This window comes from Actinomadura gamaensis (assembly GCF_042652125.1).
In the GTDB taxonomy this organism is placed as follows: domain Bacteria; phylum Actinomycetota; class Actinomycetes; order Streptosporangiales; family Streptosporangiaceae; genus Spirillospora; species Spirillospora gamaensis.
Genome location: NZ_JBHSIT010000009.1, coordinates 356,767 through 373,341, shown reverse-complemented (window position 1 = coordinate 373,341; position 16,575 = coordinate 356,767). Strand labels below are relative to the sequence as shown.

The following is a 16,575-nucleotide window of genomic DNA, read 5'->3' as shown; positions in this document are numbered from 1 at the left end:
TTACGCGGCGCGTCCCGGTTTGCGTCAGATCGTCCGGCCCGAGTGATCACCGGACGCGGCGACGCGCCCGCCCGCCGACGCCATGCCGAGCCAGGTGTGCGGGTTGCCCTCCCAGCACCAGCCCAGCTTGGGCGCGTTCTGGCTGATCCAGACCGCCGGGACGCGCCGGTCCCCGCACCGGGAGCCGCCGAGCGAGAAGCACTTGTTCTTCGCCAGCAGGCCGGGGAACTGCGTGACGACCGCGAGCCCCTCCTCGATGGTCAGCAGCGTCCGCCCGCGTTCGGCGATCGTCGCCATCGCGTCGTTGGGAACGACGCCGCAGAACTCCTCGCCGCGCTCGACGTCGCGCAGCAGGTAGGCGCGCGCGTCGGGCAGCGCGACCTCCTTGGTGGCGACGAAGTCGACGGGCTCGCCCTCGCGGTAGTTGCGGTCGATGACGCCGGGCTTGGTCTTGTTCGCGAGGGTCGTCCGGGCGACCATCTCGCCGATCGGGGCCAGCTCGCGCGTCACCACCAGGACGAACGAGGCCCGTCCCTCCTCGGCGGTCGGCTCTGCGGCGTGCGCGCGGAGCGGGTCCAGCAGCGCGGCGTACTCGTCGCGGGACATCCCCGCCAGCTCGGCGTACCCCTTGTCGAGCAGGTTCGCGAGCTGGCGGTCGAACTCGTTGCGGCCGGTCTCGGGCATGCGGGTGGGATCCTCTCCGTCGCGGTTACTCTGTACAACGTACGGAGAAGAGGGATCATTCCCGCTGGGGGATCAGAAATTGAAGGTGGCGTCCCCGGAGATCTGCCCGACCTCGACGACCTTGTTCGCCACCCCGCTGAAGCTGTTGCCGTACTGCGGCGCCGCCTGCTCCCGCACAGCCTCCCGCAGATCCTCCAGCTCCCGCCGGTACTGCGCGTTCGCTTCCATCGCCTGCCTGACGAGCGCCTCCAGGGCCTCCGCCTGGCGCCTGATCTCCGGATCCTGCTCGGCGGCGCGGCGGATCACGCCCTCCAGGACGGCGGCCTTCTCCGGGCCGTCCGGCGTCCGCTCGATCTTCGCGAGCTCCTCGTCGTCGTCCTTGAAGCGTCCCCTGATCAGCGCGTACAGCTGCTTCGCTCCGTTCTTGACCGGATCGCCCGCCAGCTCGACGGCCTTGCCGGTCGCGGCGGTGACAACGGCGATCGTGATCGGATCCATCAGAAAACGCTCCCCTGGGGCCCTCGTCCAGTCGTCGCTTACAGTGCACCACGCCGTCCGCGAGCGCCACCAGAGTTCGCCCGAGAGGGCCGTGTTCACTGGCGGTTCAGCGCGCGGCTCACCCCGGCGATCGTCGTGGACGCCAGCGTCCAGCCGGACAGGATCAGGGCGTACGAGAGCCACTGGTAGCCGCCGTGCGGGGCGAACCGGTCCTCCTGGCCGAGGCTGATGATCGGCAGCAGCAGGTCCAGGGAGTAGGAGAACGCGTTGAACGGCGGATGCTCGTCGACCTTCAGCGGCGGCGGGTGGTGGATGGAGAACGCCGTCGCGCCGACCGCCCAGAGGGCGATGAGCCAGCCCGCCGCGCGCAGCGGACGGTAGCCGTAGCCGATCGTCCAGTCCTGGAGGTAACCCCACGCGCGGCCGTACCAGGGGAGCGTCCGGCGGTAGTGCCGCTGCTTCGCGATCAGGACGTTGCGGGACGCGTGCTCGTCCCCGATCCGCCGGTAGGACGCCGCGAGCTGCTCGTACGAGTGCGGCACGTAGCCGCCGGCGTCCCGCTGGAACACGTGGATCCGCGGACGCGCGGGCAGCCGCGGCGTCAGGGAGTCGTAACTCAGGCCGTCCAGGCTCACCACGTCCGGCCACACCTCGGGGACGATGTGCAGCAGCTTGAGCGTCGAGTGGCGCAGGTTCACCTCGCCGACGATCGGCTCGGCCTTCCGGAACCAGATCTCGCCGATCGTGCAGCCGCTCGCGCGCAGCGCGACACCGCCCGGGTTCGACAGCCGCGCGTACGCGAAATTGATCTGGCCGCCCACCTTCGCGCCGCGCAGGTTGAGCCGTCCGTCGGCGCGCAGCCCCTTGGCGCGGACGTCGTTGCCGACCGTCAGCATCTCGCCGTCCAGGACGGTGTGGCCGGGACGGACCAGCTCGGCGCCCTCCAGGTTCAGCGTCGCCGCGATCCGCGCGCCGACCAGCGTGACCAGGCCGTACGCGCGCAGGCCCGGCCCCCACACGTCGTCACCGAAGGACGAGTGGTTGAGGTGCAGGATCTCCTTCACGCCGGAACGCCCCGGTTCGCCGATGCGCAGCCGCTCCATGAACAGGACGCCGCTCAGCCGGGCGCCGCCGAGCTGGACCTGTCCCGGTATGACGCAGTCGGTGAGCCGCAGCACGCCGTCCACGCGGATCGTCGCCGCTTCGAGGCCCGGCAGGAACGACCTGCTGAGGTTGACCTGGCGGAACCGGCCGCCGTACAGGTTCGGGACCTGCTCGAAGTGGCAGCCCCAGAGCCGGATCGGGTGCTCGACGGTCGCGTAGCGCAGGTTCAGCGCGCCGACGACGCGCGCGCCGGACACGCGCAGCGCGGGGATCTCGCCGTCCTGCGCGGGGCCGTCCAGGAGCAGCGCGCGCAGCACCGAGGCGCGGACGGTCCGGTCCCGTCCCCAGGACGCGCCGTCCGACGCGTCCTCGTCGGGCGAGGCGCGGAAGTCGACCTCCTCGCCGCGCGCGAAGGCCCGCCAGACCCGCCGCTCCGCCCGCGACAGCTCGCTCCGCCGCACGCCGCCCCCTTCCGCGCGTGATCGTCCCGGTGACCGTGATCGTCCCAGTGACATGGACGGCATATCGGACGCCGCCGTTCCGCGCCACCGGCCTCAGGGAGGTTTGGCGCGCGAACGAGAAGAATCCCTGGCCGTCCGTGCGGACGGCAGGGATCCGAAGGAGAGCGGGTCGGCCGTGTACCCCGGGGCCGTCCGGCGGACGGCCCCGGGAGCCGCTTCAGGAAGCGGTCTTCTCCTCGTCCGACCTCGGCGTCGCGGAGCCCACGGGGGCTGCGGTCGGCTCGGGCTCGTGGTCCTGGCGGCCCTGGGACGGCCAGGTGTCGAGCCGGGTGCGGCGGGGATTGGCCAGAGCGGCGCTCATCGTTGTCGTCGTCCTCCCGTGATCCCGTCCGCTCGTCGGCGTGCCTCGCCGGCGGCGGGACGGAAGTGAGTGCAGTGCACACATTTTCGCGGATGACCCCGCCCGGACCGCAATTTGGTCTAGACCTGCGGCCCGCCGCCGGCCCGGACATTCTTGATCATTTGGGTATGGACCGGGAGGCGGTCACTCCCTAGGCTCGGGTTGCCGACGCACAGTGAAGACGCGAGCGAGGGAGAGAAATGACCACCGCCCCGGAGGTGCCGGACATCCTGTCGCCGGAGTTCGCGGCCGACCCCTACGCCGCCTACGCCGCCTACCGGCAGGACGCGCCGCTGCTGTGGCACGAGCCCACCCAGAGCTACATCGTCTCCCGCTACGAGGACGTCGCCCGCGTCTTCAAGGACCCGGTGTTCACCACGGCGAACTACGACTGGCAGCTCGAACCGGTGCACGGACGGACGATCCTCCAGCTCAGCGGGCGCGAGCACGCCGTCCGCCGCGCGCTGGTCGCGCCCGCGTTCCGCGGCAGCGAGCTGGAGAGCCGGTTCCTGCCGGTGATCGAGCGCAACTCCGCCGAGCTCATCGACGCCTTCCGCCGGGACGGACGCGTCGACCTGGTCTCGCAGTACTCCACGCACTTCCCGATCCGCGTGATCGTCGACATGCTCGGCCTGGACCGCGCCGACCACGCCCGCTTCCAGAAGTGGTACACCTCGATCATCGCGTTCCTCGGCAACCTCGGGCAGGACCCCGAGGTCGCCGCCGCGGGCGAGCGCACCCGCGTCGAGCTCGCCGAGTACATGATCCCGATCATCCGGGAGCGCCGCGCGAACCTCGGCGACGACCTGCTGTCCACGCTCTGCTCCGCCGAGATCGACGGCACCGCCATGAGCGACGAGGACATCAAGTCGTTCGTGTCGCTGCTGCTCGCCGCGGGCGGCGAGACGACCGACAAGGCGATCTCCGCCGTGTTCGCCAACCTGCTCACCCACCCCGAGCAGCTCGACGCCGTCCGCAAGGACCGCGACCTGATCCCGCGCGCCTTCGCCGAGACGCTCCGCTTCACCCCGCCCGTCCACATGATCATGCGGCAGCCCGCCGAGGACGTGGAGATCGCGGGCGGGACGATCGAGGCGGGCAGGACGGTGACGGCGCTCATCGGCGCGGCCAACCGCGACCCCGACCGCTACGCGCACCCCGACACCTTCGACGTCTTCCGCGACGACCTCACCGCCGCCAACGCCTTCTCGGCCGCCGCCGACCACCTGGCCTTCGCGCTCGGCCGCCACTTCTGCGTCGGTGCCCTGCTGGCCAAGACCGAGGTCGAGGTCGGCGTGAACCAGCTCCTGGACGCCATGCCCGACGTCCGGCTGGCCGAGGGGCACGTGCCGTCCGAGAAGGGGCTGTTCACCCGCGGCCCGGCCGAACTGCTGCTGGAGTTCACGCCGTCCGCCTGAAGCTCACGCCGTCCGCCTGACCGGAGAGGAGTGGGGGCCGCCCGGCGGCCCCCACCGGATGGTCAGCGCATGCCGATCGGCAGGTCGGCCGTGGGAGTGAACCTGACGGGAAGGGTGTAGAGGCCCCGCATCCAGACCGACGGACGCCACTGCAGCTCCTCCGGGGCCACCGAGAGCTCCATGTCCGGCAGGCGGTCCAGGAGCACCTCGACGGCGGTCTTCGCGATCACCTCGGCCAGTTCCGGGGCCGGGAACGGGCAGCCGTGCTCGCCGTGGCCGAACGACATGTGCGCCCGGTTGGCGACCGGCCCGCCGAACTCGCGCGGCTTCACCTCCGGGTCGCGGTTCGCGGCGGCGAGGCCGAGCACGAGCAGGTCGCCGCGGCGGATGCGCTGGTCGCCGAGCTGGCAGTCGTGGACGGCCCAGCGTCCGATGAAGTTCTGGGTCGGCGTGTCCTCCCAGAGGACCTGGTTGAGGGCGTGCGAGGCGCTGCCCCGGCCGCCCTGCATGGTGTTGGAGAACTTGTCGTCCACCAGCATCAGGCGCAGCGCGTTGCCGATCCAGTTGCCGGTGGGCTGCTGCGCGGCGGCGAGGACGACGAGCAGGTCGATGACCACCTCGTCGTCGGTCAGCCGCGCCGGGTGGGCGAGCAGCCGGGACGGCACGTCCGAGCCGGGCTCGCGGTGCTTGTCGCCGACGAGCCGCACCATCCGCTCGTGGATGCGCTGGTGCGCCGCCACCGGGTCGGAGTCGACGTCGAGCGAGTCGGCGACGTCCTTCACCAGGATCGGGATGTCGGCCTCGGGCAGGCCGAACAGCCGCGCGACCACGTGCAGCGGGATCTGGTGCGAGTACTGCTCGATCAGGTCGGCGTGGCCGTGCCCGGCGAAGGTGTCGACGAGCCGGTCGGCGACCTGCCCGACGGTGATGCCGAGCTCGGTGCGGTCGAAGGCGTCCAGGGCGTCGCCGATCGCGCCCGCCCGGCGCTGGTGCTCGGCGCCCTCGGCGAACATGATCGACGGCGTCCAGCCCACGTAGGGCATCAGCGGCCAGTCGTCGGGGATCAGGTCCCAGGCGTTCCAGCGGCGGCAGTCGCGCGCGAACAGCTGCGGGTTCGCGGTGACGTGGTGCACCTCGCGGTAGCCGAGGACGAACCAGGCCGGGACGTCGCCGTCCAGCAGGACCGGCACGACCGGCCCGTACCGCTCGCGCAGCGACCGGTACAGCTCGGCCGGGTCGTCGGCGATCGTCGGGCCGTACAGCCGGAACGGCCGGGGATGCCCCGGATGCTCCGGCACGTCCCGCGGCGCGGCCCCGGCGGCCGAGCCGAACGCCGACGGGGGGACGGACTCGTGGAGGGGATCGGTCATCGCTCGTCCTCTCAGGCGGGACGCTCGTGCAGCGCGGTCAGGTAACGGACGAGCTCGATCAGCACGGTCTTGCTCGACTCGCGGAGCCGGGCGTCGCACTCCACCAGCGGGACGTGCGCGTCCAGGTCGAGCGCGGCGCGCACCTTCGGCAGCGACGGCCCGCGCTCGCCGAACCGGTTCACCGCCACCACGAACGGCATGCCGTGCTGCTCCAGCCGGTCGATGGCGTACCAGGACTCCTCGATGCGGCGGGTGTCCACCAGGACGACCGCGCCGAGGCTCCCGCCGAACAGCTGGTCCCACAGGAACCAGAACCGCTGCTGGCCGGGCGCGCCGAACAGGTACAGCACCTGCCGGTCGTTCAGGGTGATCCGGCCGAAGTCGAACGCGACGGTCGTCGTCGTCTTCTCCGGGACGGCGCCGGGCTCGTCGATGCCGACGCCCGCCCGGGTCATGACCTCCTCGGTCGACAGCGGGCGGATCTCGCTCACCGACCCGACCATGGTGGTCTTGCCGACGCCGAACCCGCCCACGATGACGATCTTCAGCCCGTCGGCGGCGGTGCCGCGCAGCGGCGTCACCGCCGGCGGGGGGTCAGAGATTCTGGAGTCCAACGAGCACCTGCTTCAGGGTTTCCAGGTCGGGGAGTTGCTCGGGTTCGGGGGCCGACACCGGGTGCCGGACGGAGATCCGGCCGTCCGCCAGCATGTCGCGCAGCAGGATCCGCACGACGCTCACCGGCAGCGCGAGGTGCGCCGACAGCTCCACGACCGCGACCGGGTTGTCGCGGCAGAGCCGCAGGATCCGCACCTGCTCCGACGACATGCCGGGCAGCGGGCCGATCTCGGCGACGACGAGGGCCACCAGGTCGAGGGACGCGTCGCGGCGGCCCCCGGTGATGGTGAAGTACCGGTCCGGGTCCTCCTGCTCGTGCCGCCGCGCGCTCATCGCCGCGCCGGATGCCGGGGCGGGGCGGTGAGGAACGAGCCCATCTGCTCGACGAGCTCGTTCATCGAGTGGCCGACGAGGCCGACGTCGGCGTCCTCGGTGGCGACGACGGCCAGGTGCGCGCCCTCCCCGGCCGGGACGATCAGCAGCAGTCCGCCGGCGAACTCCAGCATGGACTGGCCGACGCCGAGGCCGGTGCCGAACTCGGCGGACGCGCTCAGCGACAGGCTCTGCACGCCGGCCGCGACGGCGGACAGCTGGTCGGCCCGGTCCACGTCGAGGTCGCCGGTGTAGCAGATCTTCAGCCCGTCCTTGGACAGCACCAGCACGTGCCGCACGCCGGGGGTCCGGTCGCGCAGCCCGTCCAGCAGCCAGCTCAGGTCGCGTTCTTCGGGACTCATCGGGATCGCGGGGGGAACGCCACGGGACGTCCGCCCCTGCCTCCAATCTGTTGTGCTGGGCGGACCGGGGGCAGTCCGCCGTGCGGGCGCTGGGCTGCGGGGGCGGTCAGGACCGCTCCCCGTCCCGGTCCGGGGTCGCGCCGTCCGGCGGGGTGGCCGGCGCGCCGTTGCCGGACGCGGAGGGTGCCTCGGAACCGGCGGGCGGGCCGCCGCCGAGCTCGACGGTGACGGTCGTCTCCGGCGTGCCGGCGGTGGGCCCGGAGGTGGGTCCGGTGGTGGGCTCGGCGGTGGGCGTGCGGGTGCCGGCGGGGGCGGGGTCGCCGCCCGTGTCGCGGGTGACCGTCCGGGGGCCGCCGGTCGCCGACCGGAAGGCGGCGAACCGCGCGCCGGGTGCGGGGCGGTCCTCCTCCGTCCGGGCGGCCGGGACGGGAACCGGGTCCGGCGAGGCGGCGAGCGTCGCGCCGCGCCTGCGCTGCGGCAGCTCGAAGCCGTCGTCGTCCCCGTCCGTCCCGTCGTCGTTCCCGTCCGTTCCGGCGCCGTCCGCCCCGGCGCCGTCCGTTCGGTGCTCGCCCTGGTCGGGCGTGCCGAGGGTGAGTGCGGAGGCGTCGTCCGGGGCGGTGTCGCGCTCCACCGGGGTCGCCGGGGGAACGATCGCCGGGGGAAGGGGCGCGTCGTCCGTCCAGGACGAGCGTGCCGAGGATGAGGTCGCGGACGGAGCCGGCGCGGCGGGGGACGCGCCGTCGGGGCTCGCGTCGAACAGGAGCCGGCCGGGCGGCACCGCGGACGCGTCCGGCCCGGGCAGGCCGGTGCCCGCGAGCGGCGGCCGGGTCGAGCCGTCCCACGGCTCGCGCAGCTCGGGGGGCAGCAGGTCCTGGCGGGGCTGGGTGACGAGCTGGCGGGGGATCAGCACGATCGCGGCGGTGCCGCCGCGCGAGGACGGCCGGAAGCTGATCCGCAGCCCGTGCTTGGCGGCGAGGCGGCCGACGACGGCGAGGCCGAGCCGGGTGCCGGGCAGCGCGGTCAGGTCGGACGGCTCGTTCACCAGCCGCTCGGCGCGGGCGCGCTCGCGCTGCCGCATGCCGAGGCCGCTGTCCTCGATGGTGACGACGATCCCGGCGTCCTCCTCCTCGACGTACACGTGCACGTCGGTGTTGTGCGCGGAGAAGGACGCGGCGTTGTCCATCAGCTCGGCGAGGCAGTGCATGACGCCCTCGGCGGCGTACCCGGCGATCGCCGAGCCGGTGGTGAAGTGCAGCTTGACTCGGCGGTAGTCGTGGATGCGGCCCATCGCGCCGCGCAGGATCGACTCCATCACGATCGGCTTGGTCCAGCGGCGGCCGGATCGGCCGCCCGCGAGCAGCGCGATCGAGTCGGCGATGCGCCCGGCCTGGGACACCTCGTGGTCGATGTCGAGCAGGTCGTGGAAGACCGGGTCGTCGCCGTAGCGGTGCTCCAGGTCGCGCAGGTCGCCGAGCAGGCGGGTGCAGGCGGCCTGGATGCGCGCGGCGGCGTTCGCGCAGGACATCATCGCGGCCGCGCTGCCGCGCTCGCCGGTGGCGAGGTCGTCCACGACGCGGGCGAGCAGGCGGCGCAGCATCGGGGACTCCGGCTCGCCGACCTCCGGCAGGACGGTCTCGGGCCCGACGCGGTCGCGGCGGATGCGCGCCACGATCACCGGCATCGCCTCGTCGATGATCCGGTCGACCTCCGCCTCCAGGCCGTCCAGGACGGTCTGCGCGTTGGCGGCGTCGCGCCGCCGGGCCGCGGCGTCCAGCGCGGTGAGCTGCAGGACGCGGCGCAGCCCCGGATCCGGCGGCGGCAGGATCTCGCCGAGCGCCGCCTCGGGGGGCGCGCCCGCCGCGATCCGGTGCAGCAGGGCGGGCAGCGTGGAGTCGGCGACCTCGGTGATCTGCCGCTCCAGCGACGCCGCGCCGCCCGTCTCCGCCCGGACCGCCTCCTGCGCCCGGCGGGCGAGCGCGGCGTAGTAGGCGGCGACCGCGAGCGTCACGCAGAGTGCGAGGGCCGCGGCGCCGCCGCCCCACGCGACGACGGGACGCAGGTCGTGCCCGGCCCGGAACACGCCGTACAGCCAGGCCGCGCCGAGCACGACGACGGCGACGAGCCACACCGCGAGAGCACGTTCCAACGGGGCATGGTCACCCCTGCGGCCTGCGGGGACGGAAGCTGACATGGATCAGGTCCTCGGGGGGCGGGGTCAGGCGGACGGCGTGCGCGCGAACCTGCTCGTGGTGACGTGCCTGATGCCCGTCACGCGGCCGATGGGGCCGGCCGCCGCGACGGCGCGTCGAGCGTTCGGACACGTACCGTAGGATGCAGCACCCCGATCGTGCGACACCGGATATTCGCAGAAAAAACCGCGCGCGCCATGGATCAGGACGTTAGATGATCACGCTCCGCCATGCGAACCCGGCCCCCACTCTGCGCGTTCCCGCGCTCGCTCGCGGTCAACTCGCCCGGGCCCGTTCATCCGCCCGCCGGACCGTGTTCACCTGCGGGAAGCGGCGGGCGCCGCGCTCCGGGACGGGGGCTACAGTGTGCCCGTTCGTCCGCTCGTCGATGGAGTTCCCCCGATGCGTCCGTGGTTGCCGCTGGTAGCCGTCGCCGTCGTCGCGATCGCGGCGGCGGCCGTGGGCGGTGACGAGGTGTTCCCGGGTGGGCGTTCCGGGCCGTCCGCGACGGTCCTGGAGGCGGCCATCGGGCGCTGCGGGACGGGCTGGACCTCGGCGCACGCGGGGCCGCAGACGCTGCTCGTCCGCAACAGCGGCAACGCGATCGCCGAGGTGGCGCTCGTCGACCGGACGGGCGCGGTGCACGGCGAGATCGAGGGCCTCGGGCCGGGCGTGACGCGGCCGCTGCGGGTGACGCTCGGCGCGGGCGAGTACGCGCTGCGCTGCTCGGACGACGGCGCGAGCGACCCGCGCACCGGCCCGATGGTCCGCGTCCAGGGCGGCGGGGCGGGCGGCCCGGCCGTCCGCGCGGTGGACGAGAACGAGCTGGCGGGCGCGGTGACCACCTACTGGACGGAGGTGACCGCGGGCGTCGGACGGCTCGCCGGCCTCACCGGCGCGCTGCGCTCGGCGGTCGCGTCGGGCGACGTCGGCGCGGCGCGGCGCGCGTGGCTGCCCGCGCACCTGGCGTACGAGCGGCTCGGCGCGGCCTACGGCACGTTCGGCGACTTCGACGGCAAGATCAACGGCCGTCCGGACGGGCTGCCCGGCGGCGTCCGCGACCCGGACTGGACGGGCTTCCACCGGCTGGAGTACGGGCTGTGGCACGGCGAGGACGCGTCCTCGCTCGGACGCGTCGCCGACCGGCTCGACCAGGACGTCCGCGCTCTGCAAGCCGATCTGCCGCAGCAGCGCATCGACCCGCGCGACCTGCCCTTGCGCGCGCACGAGATCCTCGAAGGGACGCTCCAGTTCGAGCTGACCGGCGCGTCCGACGAGGGTTCCGGCACGTCGCTGCGGACGGCGGCGGCGAACGTCGAGGGGACGCGGCTCGTGCTCGACGCGCTGCGTCCCGTCCTGCGCCCGCGCTACCCGGCGCTGCCGCAGGTGGACGCCTGGCTCGACCGCCTCGACGCCGAGCTCAAGGGGCGCTCGTCGCCGTCGGAGCTGTCCGCGGCCGACCGCCGCCGACTGAACGGCGCGACCGGGCAGGCGCTCGAACTGCTCGCCCCGATCGCCGAGATCGCCGCCCCCCGCCGCACCTCATGAGCGACCTCGTGAACGGGCCTATGAACGACCTCGTGAACGACCTCGTGAACGGCCGGAACACGCACGGGATCGCGGCGTCCGGGGACGGCGTCCGCACGTCCGGGAGAGTCGTCCGTATGACCGGGAGGGTGAAGTGACCGATCGCCGGTCGTTCCTGCGAGGAGCGCTCGCCGCGGGTGTCGGCGGGGTCGCCGCGACGTCGGTGGCGGGCGCGGCGGCGTCGGAGCGGGGCGCGGCGGCGTCCGAGCCGGACGCGAAGCCGCTGCGCGGGTTCCACGGCGTGCACCAGGCGGGCATCGAGGAGTCGCCGCTTCCGCGCACGACCGTCGTCTCGTTCGACGTCATCGCCAAGGACCGCCGCGAGCTGACCGACCTGATGCGCGCGATCACCGACCGGGCGCGCGTGCTGACCGCCGGCGGCACGCCGGACGGCGCGGGCATCTCCGGACCGCCGACCGACTCCGGCGTGCTCGGCCCGGACGTCCCGGGCGGGAACCTGCTGGTCACCGTGGGGGTGGGCGCGTCCCTGTTCGACCGGCGCTACGGCCTGGCGGAGCGCCGTCCGGAGCGGTTCACCGCCATGCCGACCTTCCCGAACGACGCGCTCGACCCGGCGTGGTGCCACGGCGACCTCAGCCTCCAGCTCTCCGCGCGCGACGAGGACACCGTGCTGCACGCGCTGCGCGACATCGCCCGGCACACCCGCGGCGCGGCGCAGATCCGCTGGAAGATCGACGGGTTCGTCAGCCCGCCCCGGCCGAGCGGCACCCCGCGCAACCTGCTGGGCTTCCGGGACGGGATCTCCAACCCCGCGCCCGCCGACTTCGGCCGGCTGGTCTGGACGGGCGACGGCGGCAGCTTCCTGGTCGTCCGGCTGATCCGGATGCTGGTGGAGTTCTGGGACCGGATCGGCATCGCCGAGCAGGAGCAGCTCATCGGACGCGCGCGGGACACCGGCGCGCCGCTCGACGGCGAGCACGAGTCGGATCAGCCGAAGTTCGCCGCCGACCCGATCGGGAAGATCATCCCGCTGACCAGCCACATCCGGCTGGCGAACCCGCGCACCCCGCGGACCGACGGGAACCGCATCCTGCGCCGCGGCTTCAACTACGACCGGGGCGTGGACGCGGCGGGCGACCTCGACATGGGCCTGATCTTCACCTGTTACCAGCGCGACATCCCGTCCCAGTTCGAGGCCGTCCAGCACCGGCTCAAGGACGAGCCGCTCGTGGACTACATCCGCCCCTTCGGCGGCGGGTACTTCCTCGTCCTGCCGGGCGTCCGCGATGAAAGGGACTTCCTGGGCCGCGCGCTGCTGTCCTGAGCAGCGAACGGTTAAAGATCGCTTGGCTCATTAACCTTTCGCTAACCTTTCCGGTCGGATCATCTTCCGGATTTCGGCTGGTCACCTGCGTGTTACCCGAGGCCCTTGAGTTAGTCGCCGCGCGCTGGTGGGATACCGCCCGGAGATCGATCCGGAGATCGGCGCGACCGCGGGAACCGAGGTCGCAGGCCGTGAACCGTTCAGGAGGCAGAAAGATGACCCCCGGGAACTGGACCAGGCGGCGCCCCGTCCTGGTCGCCACGGCCGCGGCGGGCGTGCTCGCGCTCGCCACCGCCGCGGGCTGCGGCACGGCCACGGGCCGGGGCACGGCCCTGACCGCGGCCGAGACCTTCACCGACGCGTCCCACGCGCGCACGGCGACGCCGATCAAGCACGTGGTCGTGCTGTTCGACGAGAACAACTCGTTCGACCACTACTTCGGCACCTACCCGAAGGCGGCGAACACCGACGGCACGAAGTTCACGGCCGCGCGGAACACGCCGCGGGTGAACGGGCTGACCAAGAACCTGCTCACGCACAACCCGAACCAGTACAACCCCAAGCGGCTGTCGCCGAAGCAGGCGCTCACCTGCGACCAGGACCACAGCTACGGGCACGAGCAGAAGGCCGTCAACGCCGGGAAGATGGACAAGTTCGTCCAGTCGACCGAGCGCGACAAGTGCACCGGCCAGCCGGTCCTCTTCGGTGAGCCCGGCCTGGTCATGGACTACTACGACGGCAACACCACCACCGCGCTGTGGAACTACGCGCAGCACTACTCCATGAGCGACAACTCGTGGGACACGGTGTTCGGGCCGTCCTCGCCGGGCGCGATCAACCTCGTCTCGGGGCAGACGCACGGCATCTACGCCGTGGACAACAAGACCCACAAGAAGGTCACCGACCCGGCGGTCGTCCAGTCGCCGGACGGCCGCGGCGTCGGGACGATGATCAACGACCCGCAGCCCGCGTTCGACGACTGCTCGGCGAAGAACCACACCGCGACCAACAACCTGGGCGTGATGACCGGTCCGAACGTCGGCGACCTGCTGAACAAGCGGAAGGTCACCTGGGGCTGGTTCCAGGGCGGCTTCAAGCCGACCGGCAAGAACGGGTCCTACGCGGCCTGCGACGCGGCCCACCCGAACGTCGGCGGCATCTCGTCCACCGACTACATCCCGCACCACGAGCCGTTCCAGTACTACAAGTCGACGGCGAACGAGAAGCACCTGCCGCCGTCGTCGGTCGCCAAGATCGGCCACCAGGACCGGGCGAACCACCAGTACGACCTGACCGACTTCGACGCCGCGCTCAAGGCGGGCAACCTCCCGTCGGTCACCTTCCTCAAGGCCGGCGCCTACCAGGACGGCCACGCGGGCTACTCCGACCCGCTGGACGAGCAGCGCTTCCTGGTGAAGTACATCAACGCGATCCAGAAGTCGAAGTTCTGGAAGGACACCGCGATCGTCGTCGCCTACGACGACTCCGACGGCTGGTACGACCACCAGAAGCCGCCGATCCTCAACGGCTCCAAGGACGCGTCGGCGGACGACGCCAAGCTGTGCGGCAAGGCCCGCGTCGCGGGCGGCTACCAGGACCGCTGCGGCCCGTCCCAGCGCCTGCCGCTGCTGGTGATCTCGCCCTACAGCAAGGTCAACCACGTGGACCACTCCTACAGCGAGCAGACCTCGGTGCTGCGGTTCATCGAGGACAACTGGGGCCTCGGCCGCATCGGCGACCACTCGTTCGACACCCGCTCGAACGGCCTCGGCGGCATGTTCGACTTCCGCCACCCGCGGGCCGGGAAGCTGATCCTCGACCCGAAGACCGGCGCCCGCGCCTGACGCCCGCGCCTCGGCCCCGGAACGCCCGGGCCGCCTGATCGCCCGCCCTCGCCGTCCGCCTCCCCGGACGGCGGGGGCGGTCGCTCTTCCTGGTGTTTTTCCGACTTTCTCCCGGGTATCGCAGGCGCATGAGCCGCCAGCCGAACGTCTCCGGCCGCGCGGGCACCGACACCGTCCCCGCCGAGCCGCTGGACGACAACCTCGACCTCGCGCAGGCCGTCATGGAAGCGGCCCAGCGCGAGATGGCCCGGAAAGCCCGCCTCCGCCTCCCCGCCCTCCGCTTCGGCGCGGTCGCGAGCGTCCTCGGGGCGTGCGCCACCGCCGCGTCCTACCGGGCGAGCGTCCAACTCCTCGAACGCAAACTGCCACCCGAACTCGCCGCCCTCGTCGCCGCGGCCGCCTACGGGGGAGGCGCGACCGGCGCCGCCATCCTCGCCGCGAACCGCTGGCGGGGGCATCCGGTCCCGCTGCCGACCGAGACCGCCCGCCAGGTCGTCGAGGTCATCACCGACCAGTCGTCCGACTGACCGTTCGGCGACTGACCGTTCGGCGACTGACCGTCCGGCGACTGACCGTCCGGGCCGGCCGGGCAAGGGAGCCCGGTGGGGGCTGGGAACCGGCGCGAGAGTCTGGTAGGTCCAAGTGTCATGCGCTGGCTCCCCCTCTGCGCCGCGGTCGGCCTGGCCGTCCTCGCCGCGCCGACGCCCGCCGAGGCGGCGTCACCCGAACACGTCCGCACCTACGACGTCCGCCTCGACCTCGGCGCGGACGGCCTGCTCCGCGTGCACGAGGAGATCGCCTACGACTTCGGCGACGCGTCGGCGCGGCACGGCATCGAGCGGAAGATCCCCACCAACCGCATCGAGATCGACCACGTGCGCGCCACCAGCACGGACGCGCCCGCGGCCAGCCAGATCGCCCATCACGGCAACGAGCTGGACATCCGGATCGGCGACCCGACGAAGACGGTCACCGGGCAGCGGCACTACACGATCGACTACGACGTGCGGCACGCCGTCGCCTCGGACAAGCTGAACTGGAACGCCATCGGCGCCGAATGGACGGTGCCGATCGACGCCGCGACCGTCGAACTCAAGGGTCCCGGCGCGTTCAGGTCGCTGGAGTGCCTCGCGGGCCCGGCGCTCGGCATGAAGCCGTGCCGGAGCGCGCACGACGCCGGCGGCGGGAACGCCGTGTTCGGGCAGGGGCTCGGCGCGGGCGAGGGCATGATCGTCCGGGCGCGGTTCCCGGCCGGCGTGGTGCGGAACCAGCGTCCCGGGCCGTTCCCGGTGGACGTCGGCGCGCCGGGCGCGGCCGTGCTCGCGCTGGCGCTGCTGGCCGCGGTCTCCGGGTTCGGCCTGCGGCTTCTCGACCACCGCCGCCGGAACCGGCTGCCCGCGAAGATGCCGCGGAGCATCGCACCCCCGGCCGAGGTGGAGAGCCTGCCGAACGGCATCGTCCCGTGGGATCTGCTCGCGACCGTGGCCGTCGATCTCGCGATCCGCGGCCACGTGCGCATAGCCGACGACGGCGAGCACGTGACTCTGACCCGCACGGGCGACGCTCCCGACGAGCTCCTCGACTACGAGCGGGCCTTCCTGGACGAGTTCTTCGCCGACGCCGACGCCGACGCCGACGCCGACGGCGACGGCGCCGAGGCGGGGCCGTCCGCGCGGACACGGCTGAAGTCGGTGGAGCGGCGGATCCGCTCGGCGAGCCACGAGCGCGGACGCCAGTACGAGCGCCGGCGGACGACGCACATCGGCACCTGGCTGCTCGCGGCGTCGTGGACCGCCGGAATCATCGGTTTCATCCTCGTCCTCTGGAGCCTCCGGGCGAACGGCGGCTTCGACGACCGCTCCGCGCTCGGCACCTCCCTGCTCGTCCTCGCGGTGGCGGTCGCCTTCCTCCGGCCGCGGAACGGTCCCGTCACGCGGAAGGGGCAGGCGCTCAGCGTCCGCTACCAGCGCTACCTCAACGCGATGTGGGCCAACCGCAAGGAACCGCGCAGGGAGGCCGACCTTCCGTACGCCGTCGCCACGGACCAGCGTTCCTGGATGAGGACCTTCATCCAGGAACGCAGGGAAGCCGGTACTCCGCTGCCCTGGTACTCCTACACGGGCGAGGACGCCGAGGCCGAGGACCGGTTCGTGGCGCTCGTCCACATGTTCGTGGGCAGGCCGAACACCGAGCGCGAGCATCGGCGGGTCCGGCCCGTCCGGGCCGGGAAGAGCAGCAGGCGGGGCAGCCGTCCTTCGGTCGGAGGCCTGGGCGGCTACCGGGCCGGCGGTTACGACGGCGGCGGCTTCAGCGGAGGGCTGGGCGGCGGTGGCGGTCACGGCGGCGGCGGTGACGGCGGCGGAGGCGGCGGCTCCTGGTGAGCGGA

15 protein-coding genes are annotated in these 16,575 nt (G+C 72.9%); 6 read left to right on the top strand and 9 right to left on the bottom strand.

Annotated features, from left to right (window positions below; all coding sequences use genetic code 11):
* Nucleotides 1–24: 24 nt before the first annotated feature.
* From ACFPCY_RS29770 to ACFPCY_RS29755, 4 genes are all read right to left on the bottom strand, one after another.
* On the bottom strand, nucleotides 25–684 hold the full coding sequence (locus ACFPCY_RS29770; protein WP_378260513.1) for a DUF5701 family protein: 660 nt from the start codon (nucleotides 682–684) through the stop codon (nucleotides 25–27).
* Between the two features lie 72 nt (nucleotides 685–756).
* On the bottom strand, nucleotides 757–1,182 hold the full coding sequence (locus ACFPCY_RS29765) for a hypothetical protein (RefSeq protein WP_378260511.1): 426 nt from the start codon (nucleotides 1,180–1,182) through the stop codon (nucleotides 757–759).
* 95 nt (nucleotides 1,183–1,277) lie between these two features.
* The gene (locus ACFPCY_RS29760) at nucleotides 1,278–2,747 is read right to left on the bottom strand and encodes a hypothetical protein (RefSeq protein WP_378260509.1); all 1,470 of its coding nucleotides are present in this window, start codon (nucleotides 2,745–2,747) and stop codon (nucleotides 1,278–1,280) included.
* A 217-nt stretch (nucleotides 2,748–2,964) separates the two neighbouring features.
* The gene (locus tag ACFPCY_RS29755; RefSeq protein ID WP_378260507.1) at nucleotides 2,965–3,108 is read right to left on the bottom strand and encodes a hypothetical protein; all 144 of its coding nucleotides are present in this window, start codon (nucleotides 3,106–3,108) and stop codon (nucleotides 2,965–2,967) included.
* A gap of 239 nt (nucleotides 3,109–3,347) precedes the next feature.
* Here ACFPCY_RS29755 and ACFPCY_RS29750 point away from each other — a divergent pair, with 239 nt between their 5' ends.
* Nucleotides 3,348–4,565 carry a cytochrome P450 gene (locus ACFPCY_RS29750; protein WP_378260505.1) on the top strand — a complete coding sequence of 406 codons (1,218 nt, stop codon included), beginning with the start codon at nucleotides 3,348–3,350 and terminating at the stop codon, nucleotides 4,563–4,565.
* Between the two features lie 62 nt (nucleotides 4,566–4,627).
* Here ACFPCY_RS29750 and ACFPCY_RS29745 read toward each other — a convergent pair whose 3' ends face one another.
* The 5 genes from ACFPCY_RS29745 to ACFPCY_RS29725 form a co-directional block, all read right to left on the bottom strand.
* Nucleotides 4,628–5,935, bottom strand: coding sequence for a cytochrome P450 (locus tag ACFPCY_RS29745; protein WP_378260503.1), 1,308 nt, complete (start codon nucleotides 5,933–5,935; stop codon nucleotides 4,628–4,630).
* 11 nt (nucleotides 5,936–5,946) lie between these two features.
* Nucleotides 5,947–6,549 (bottom strand): GTP-binding protein, encoded by a 603-nt coding sequence (locus tag ACFPCY_RS29740; RefSeq protein WP_378260500.1) that lies wholly within the window; start codon nucleotides 6,547–6,549, stop codon nucleotides 5,947–5,949.
* The gene (locus ACFPCY_RS29735; RefSeq protein WP_378260498.1) at nucleotides 6,530–6,883 is read right to left on the bottom strand and encodes a DUF742 domain-containing protein; all 354 of its coding nucleotides are present in this window, start codon (nucleotides 6,881–6,883) and stop codon (nucleotides 6,530–6,532) included. Before ACFPCY_RS29735 ends, ACFPCY_RS29740 begins: the two co-directional genes overlap by 20 nt.
* Nucleotides 6,880–7,284, bottom strand: coding sequence for a roadblock/LC7 domain-containing protein (locus ACFPCY_RS29730; protein WP_378260496.1), 405 nt, complete (start codon nucleotides 7,282–7,284; stop codon nucleotides 6,880–6,882). Before ACFPCY_RS29730 ends, ACFPCY_RS29735 begins: the two co-directional genes overlap by 4 nt.
* Before the next feature lie 106 nt (nucleotides 7,285–7,390).
* Entirely contained in the window at nucleotides 7,391–9,430 is a 2,040-nt protein-coding gene (locus tag ACFPCY_RS29725; RefSeq protein ID WP_378260494.1) for a sensor histidine kinase, read from the bottom strand.
* A gap of 445 nt (nucleotides 9,431–9,875) precedes the next feature.
* On the opposite strand from ACFPCY_RS29725, the gene ACFPCY_RS29720 reads away from it, so the two are divergent.
* From ACFPCY_RS29720 to ACFPCY_RS29700, 5 genes are all read left to right on the top strand, one after another.
* A complete protein-coding gene (locus ACFPCY_RS29720) occupies nucleotides 9,876–11,021 on the top strand; it encodes an EfeM/EfeO family lipoprotein (protein ID WP_378260492.1) in 1,146 nt (381 codons plus the stop codon).
* Nucleotides 11,022–11,154: 133 nt separating this feature from the next.
* Nucleotides 11,155–12,345 (top strand): Dyp-type peroxidase, encoded by a 1,191-nt coding sequence (locus ACFPCY_RS29715; RefSeq protein WP_378260490.1) that lies wholly within the window; start codon nucleotides 11,155–11,157, stop codon nucleotides 12,343–12,345.
* Nucleotides 12,346–12,560: 215 nt separating this feature from the next.
* Complete coding sequence (locus tag ACFPCY_RS29710) at nucleotides 12,561–14,189, top strand: phospholipase C (RefSeq protein ID WP_378260488.1); 1,629 nt, start codon at nucleotides 12,561–12,563, stop codon at nucleotides 14,187–14,189.
* 128 nt (nucleotides 14,190–14,317) lie between these two features.
* Nucleotides 14,318–14,716, top strand: a complete 399-nt coding sequence (locus ACFPCY_RS29705; RefSeq protein ID WP_378260486.1) for a phage holin family protein — start codon at nucleotides 14,318–14,320, stop codon at nucleotides 14,714–14,716.
* A gap of 120 nt (nucleotides 14,717–14,836) precedes the next feature.
* Entirely contained in the window at nucleotides 14,837–16,570 is a 1,734-nt protein-coding gene (locus ACFPCY_RS29700) for a DUF2207 domain-containing protein (protein ID WP_378260484.1), read from the top strand.
* Nucleotides 16,571–16,575: the final 5 nt, after the last annotated feature.

Bases quoted from the DNA above. Each gene is read 5' to 3' on its own strand.
- ACFPCY_RS29755 (WP_378260507.1), bottom strand. From the start codon at position 3,108: ATGAGCGCCGCTCTGGCCAATCCCCGCCGCACCCGGCTCGACACCTGG.
- ACFPCY_RS29770 (WP_378260513.1), bottom strand. From the start codon at position 684: ATGCCCGAGACCGGCCGCAACGAGTTCGACCGCCAGCTCGCGAACCTG.
- ACFPCY_RS29745 (WP_378260503.1), bottom strand. From the start codon at position 5,935: ATGACCGATCCCCTCCACGAGTCCGTCCCCCCGTCGGCGTTCGGCTCG.
- ACFPCY_RS29730 (WP_378260496.1), bottom strand. From the start codon at position 7,284: ATGAGTCCCGAAGAACGCGACCTGAGCTGGCTGCTGGACGGGCTGCGC.
- ACFPCY_RS29710 (WP_378260488.1), top strand. From the start codon at position 12,561: ATGACCCCCGGGAACTGGACCAGGCGGCGCCCCGTCCTGGTCGCCACG.
- ACFPCY_RS29750 (WP_378260505.1), top strand. From the start codon at position 3,348: ATGACCACCGCCCCGGAGGTGCCGGACATCCTGTCGCCGGAGTTCGCG.
- ACFPCY_RS29735 (WP_378260498.1), bottom strand. From the start codon at position 6,883: ATGAGCGCGCGGCGGCACGAGCAGGAGGACCCGGACCGGTACTTCACC.
- ACFPCY_RS29700 (WP_378260484.1), top strand. From the start codon at position 14,837: ATGCGCTGGCTCCCCCTCTGCGCCGCGGTCGGCCTGGCCGTCCTCGCC.
- ACFPCY_RS29705 (WP_378260486.1), top strand. From the start codon at position 14,318: ATGAGCCGCCAGCCGAACGTCTCCGGCCGCGCGGGCACCGACACCGTC.
- ACFPCY_RS29720 (WP_378260492.1), top strand. From the start codon at position 9,876: ATGCGTCCGTGGTTGCCGCTGGTAGCCGTCGCCGTCGTCGCGATCGCG.
- ACFPCY_RS29765 (WP_378260511.1), bottom strand. From the start codon at position 1,182: ATGGATCCGATCACGATCGCCGTTGTCACCGCCGCGACCGGCAAGGCC.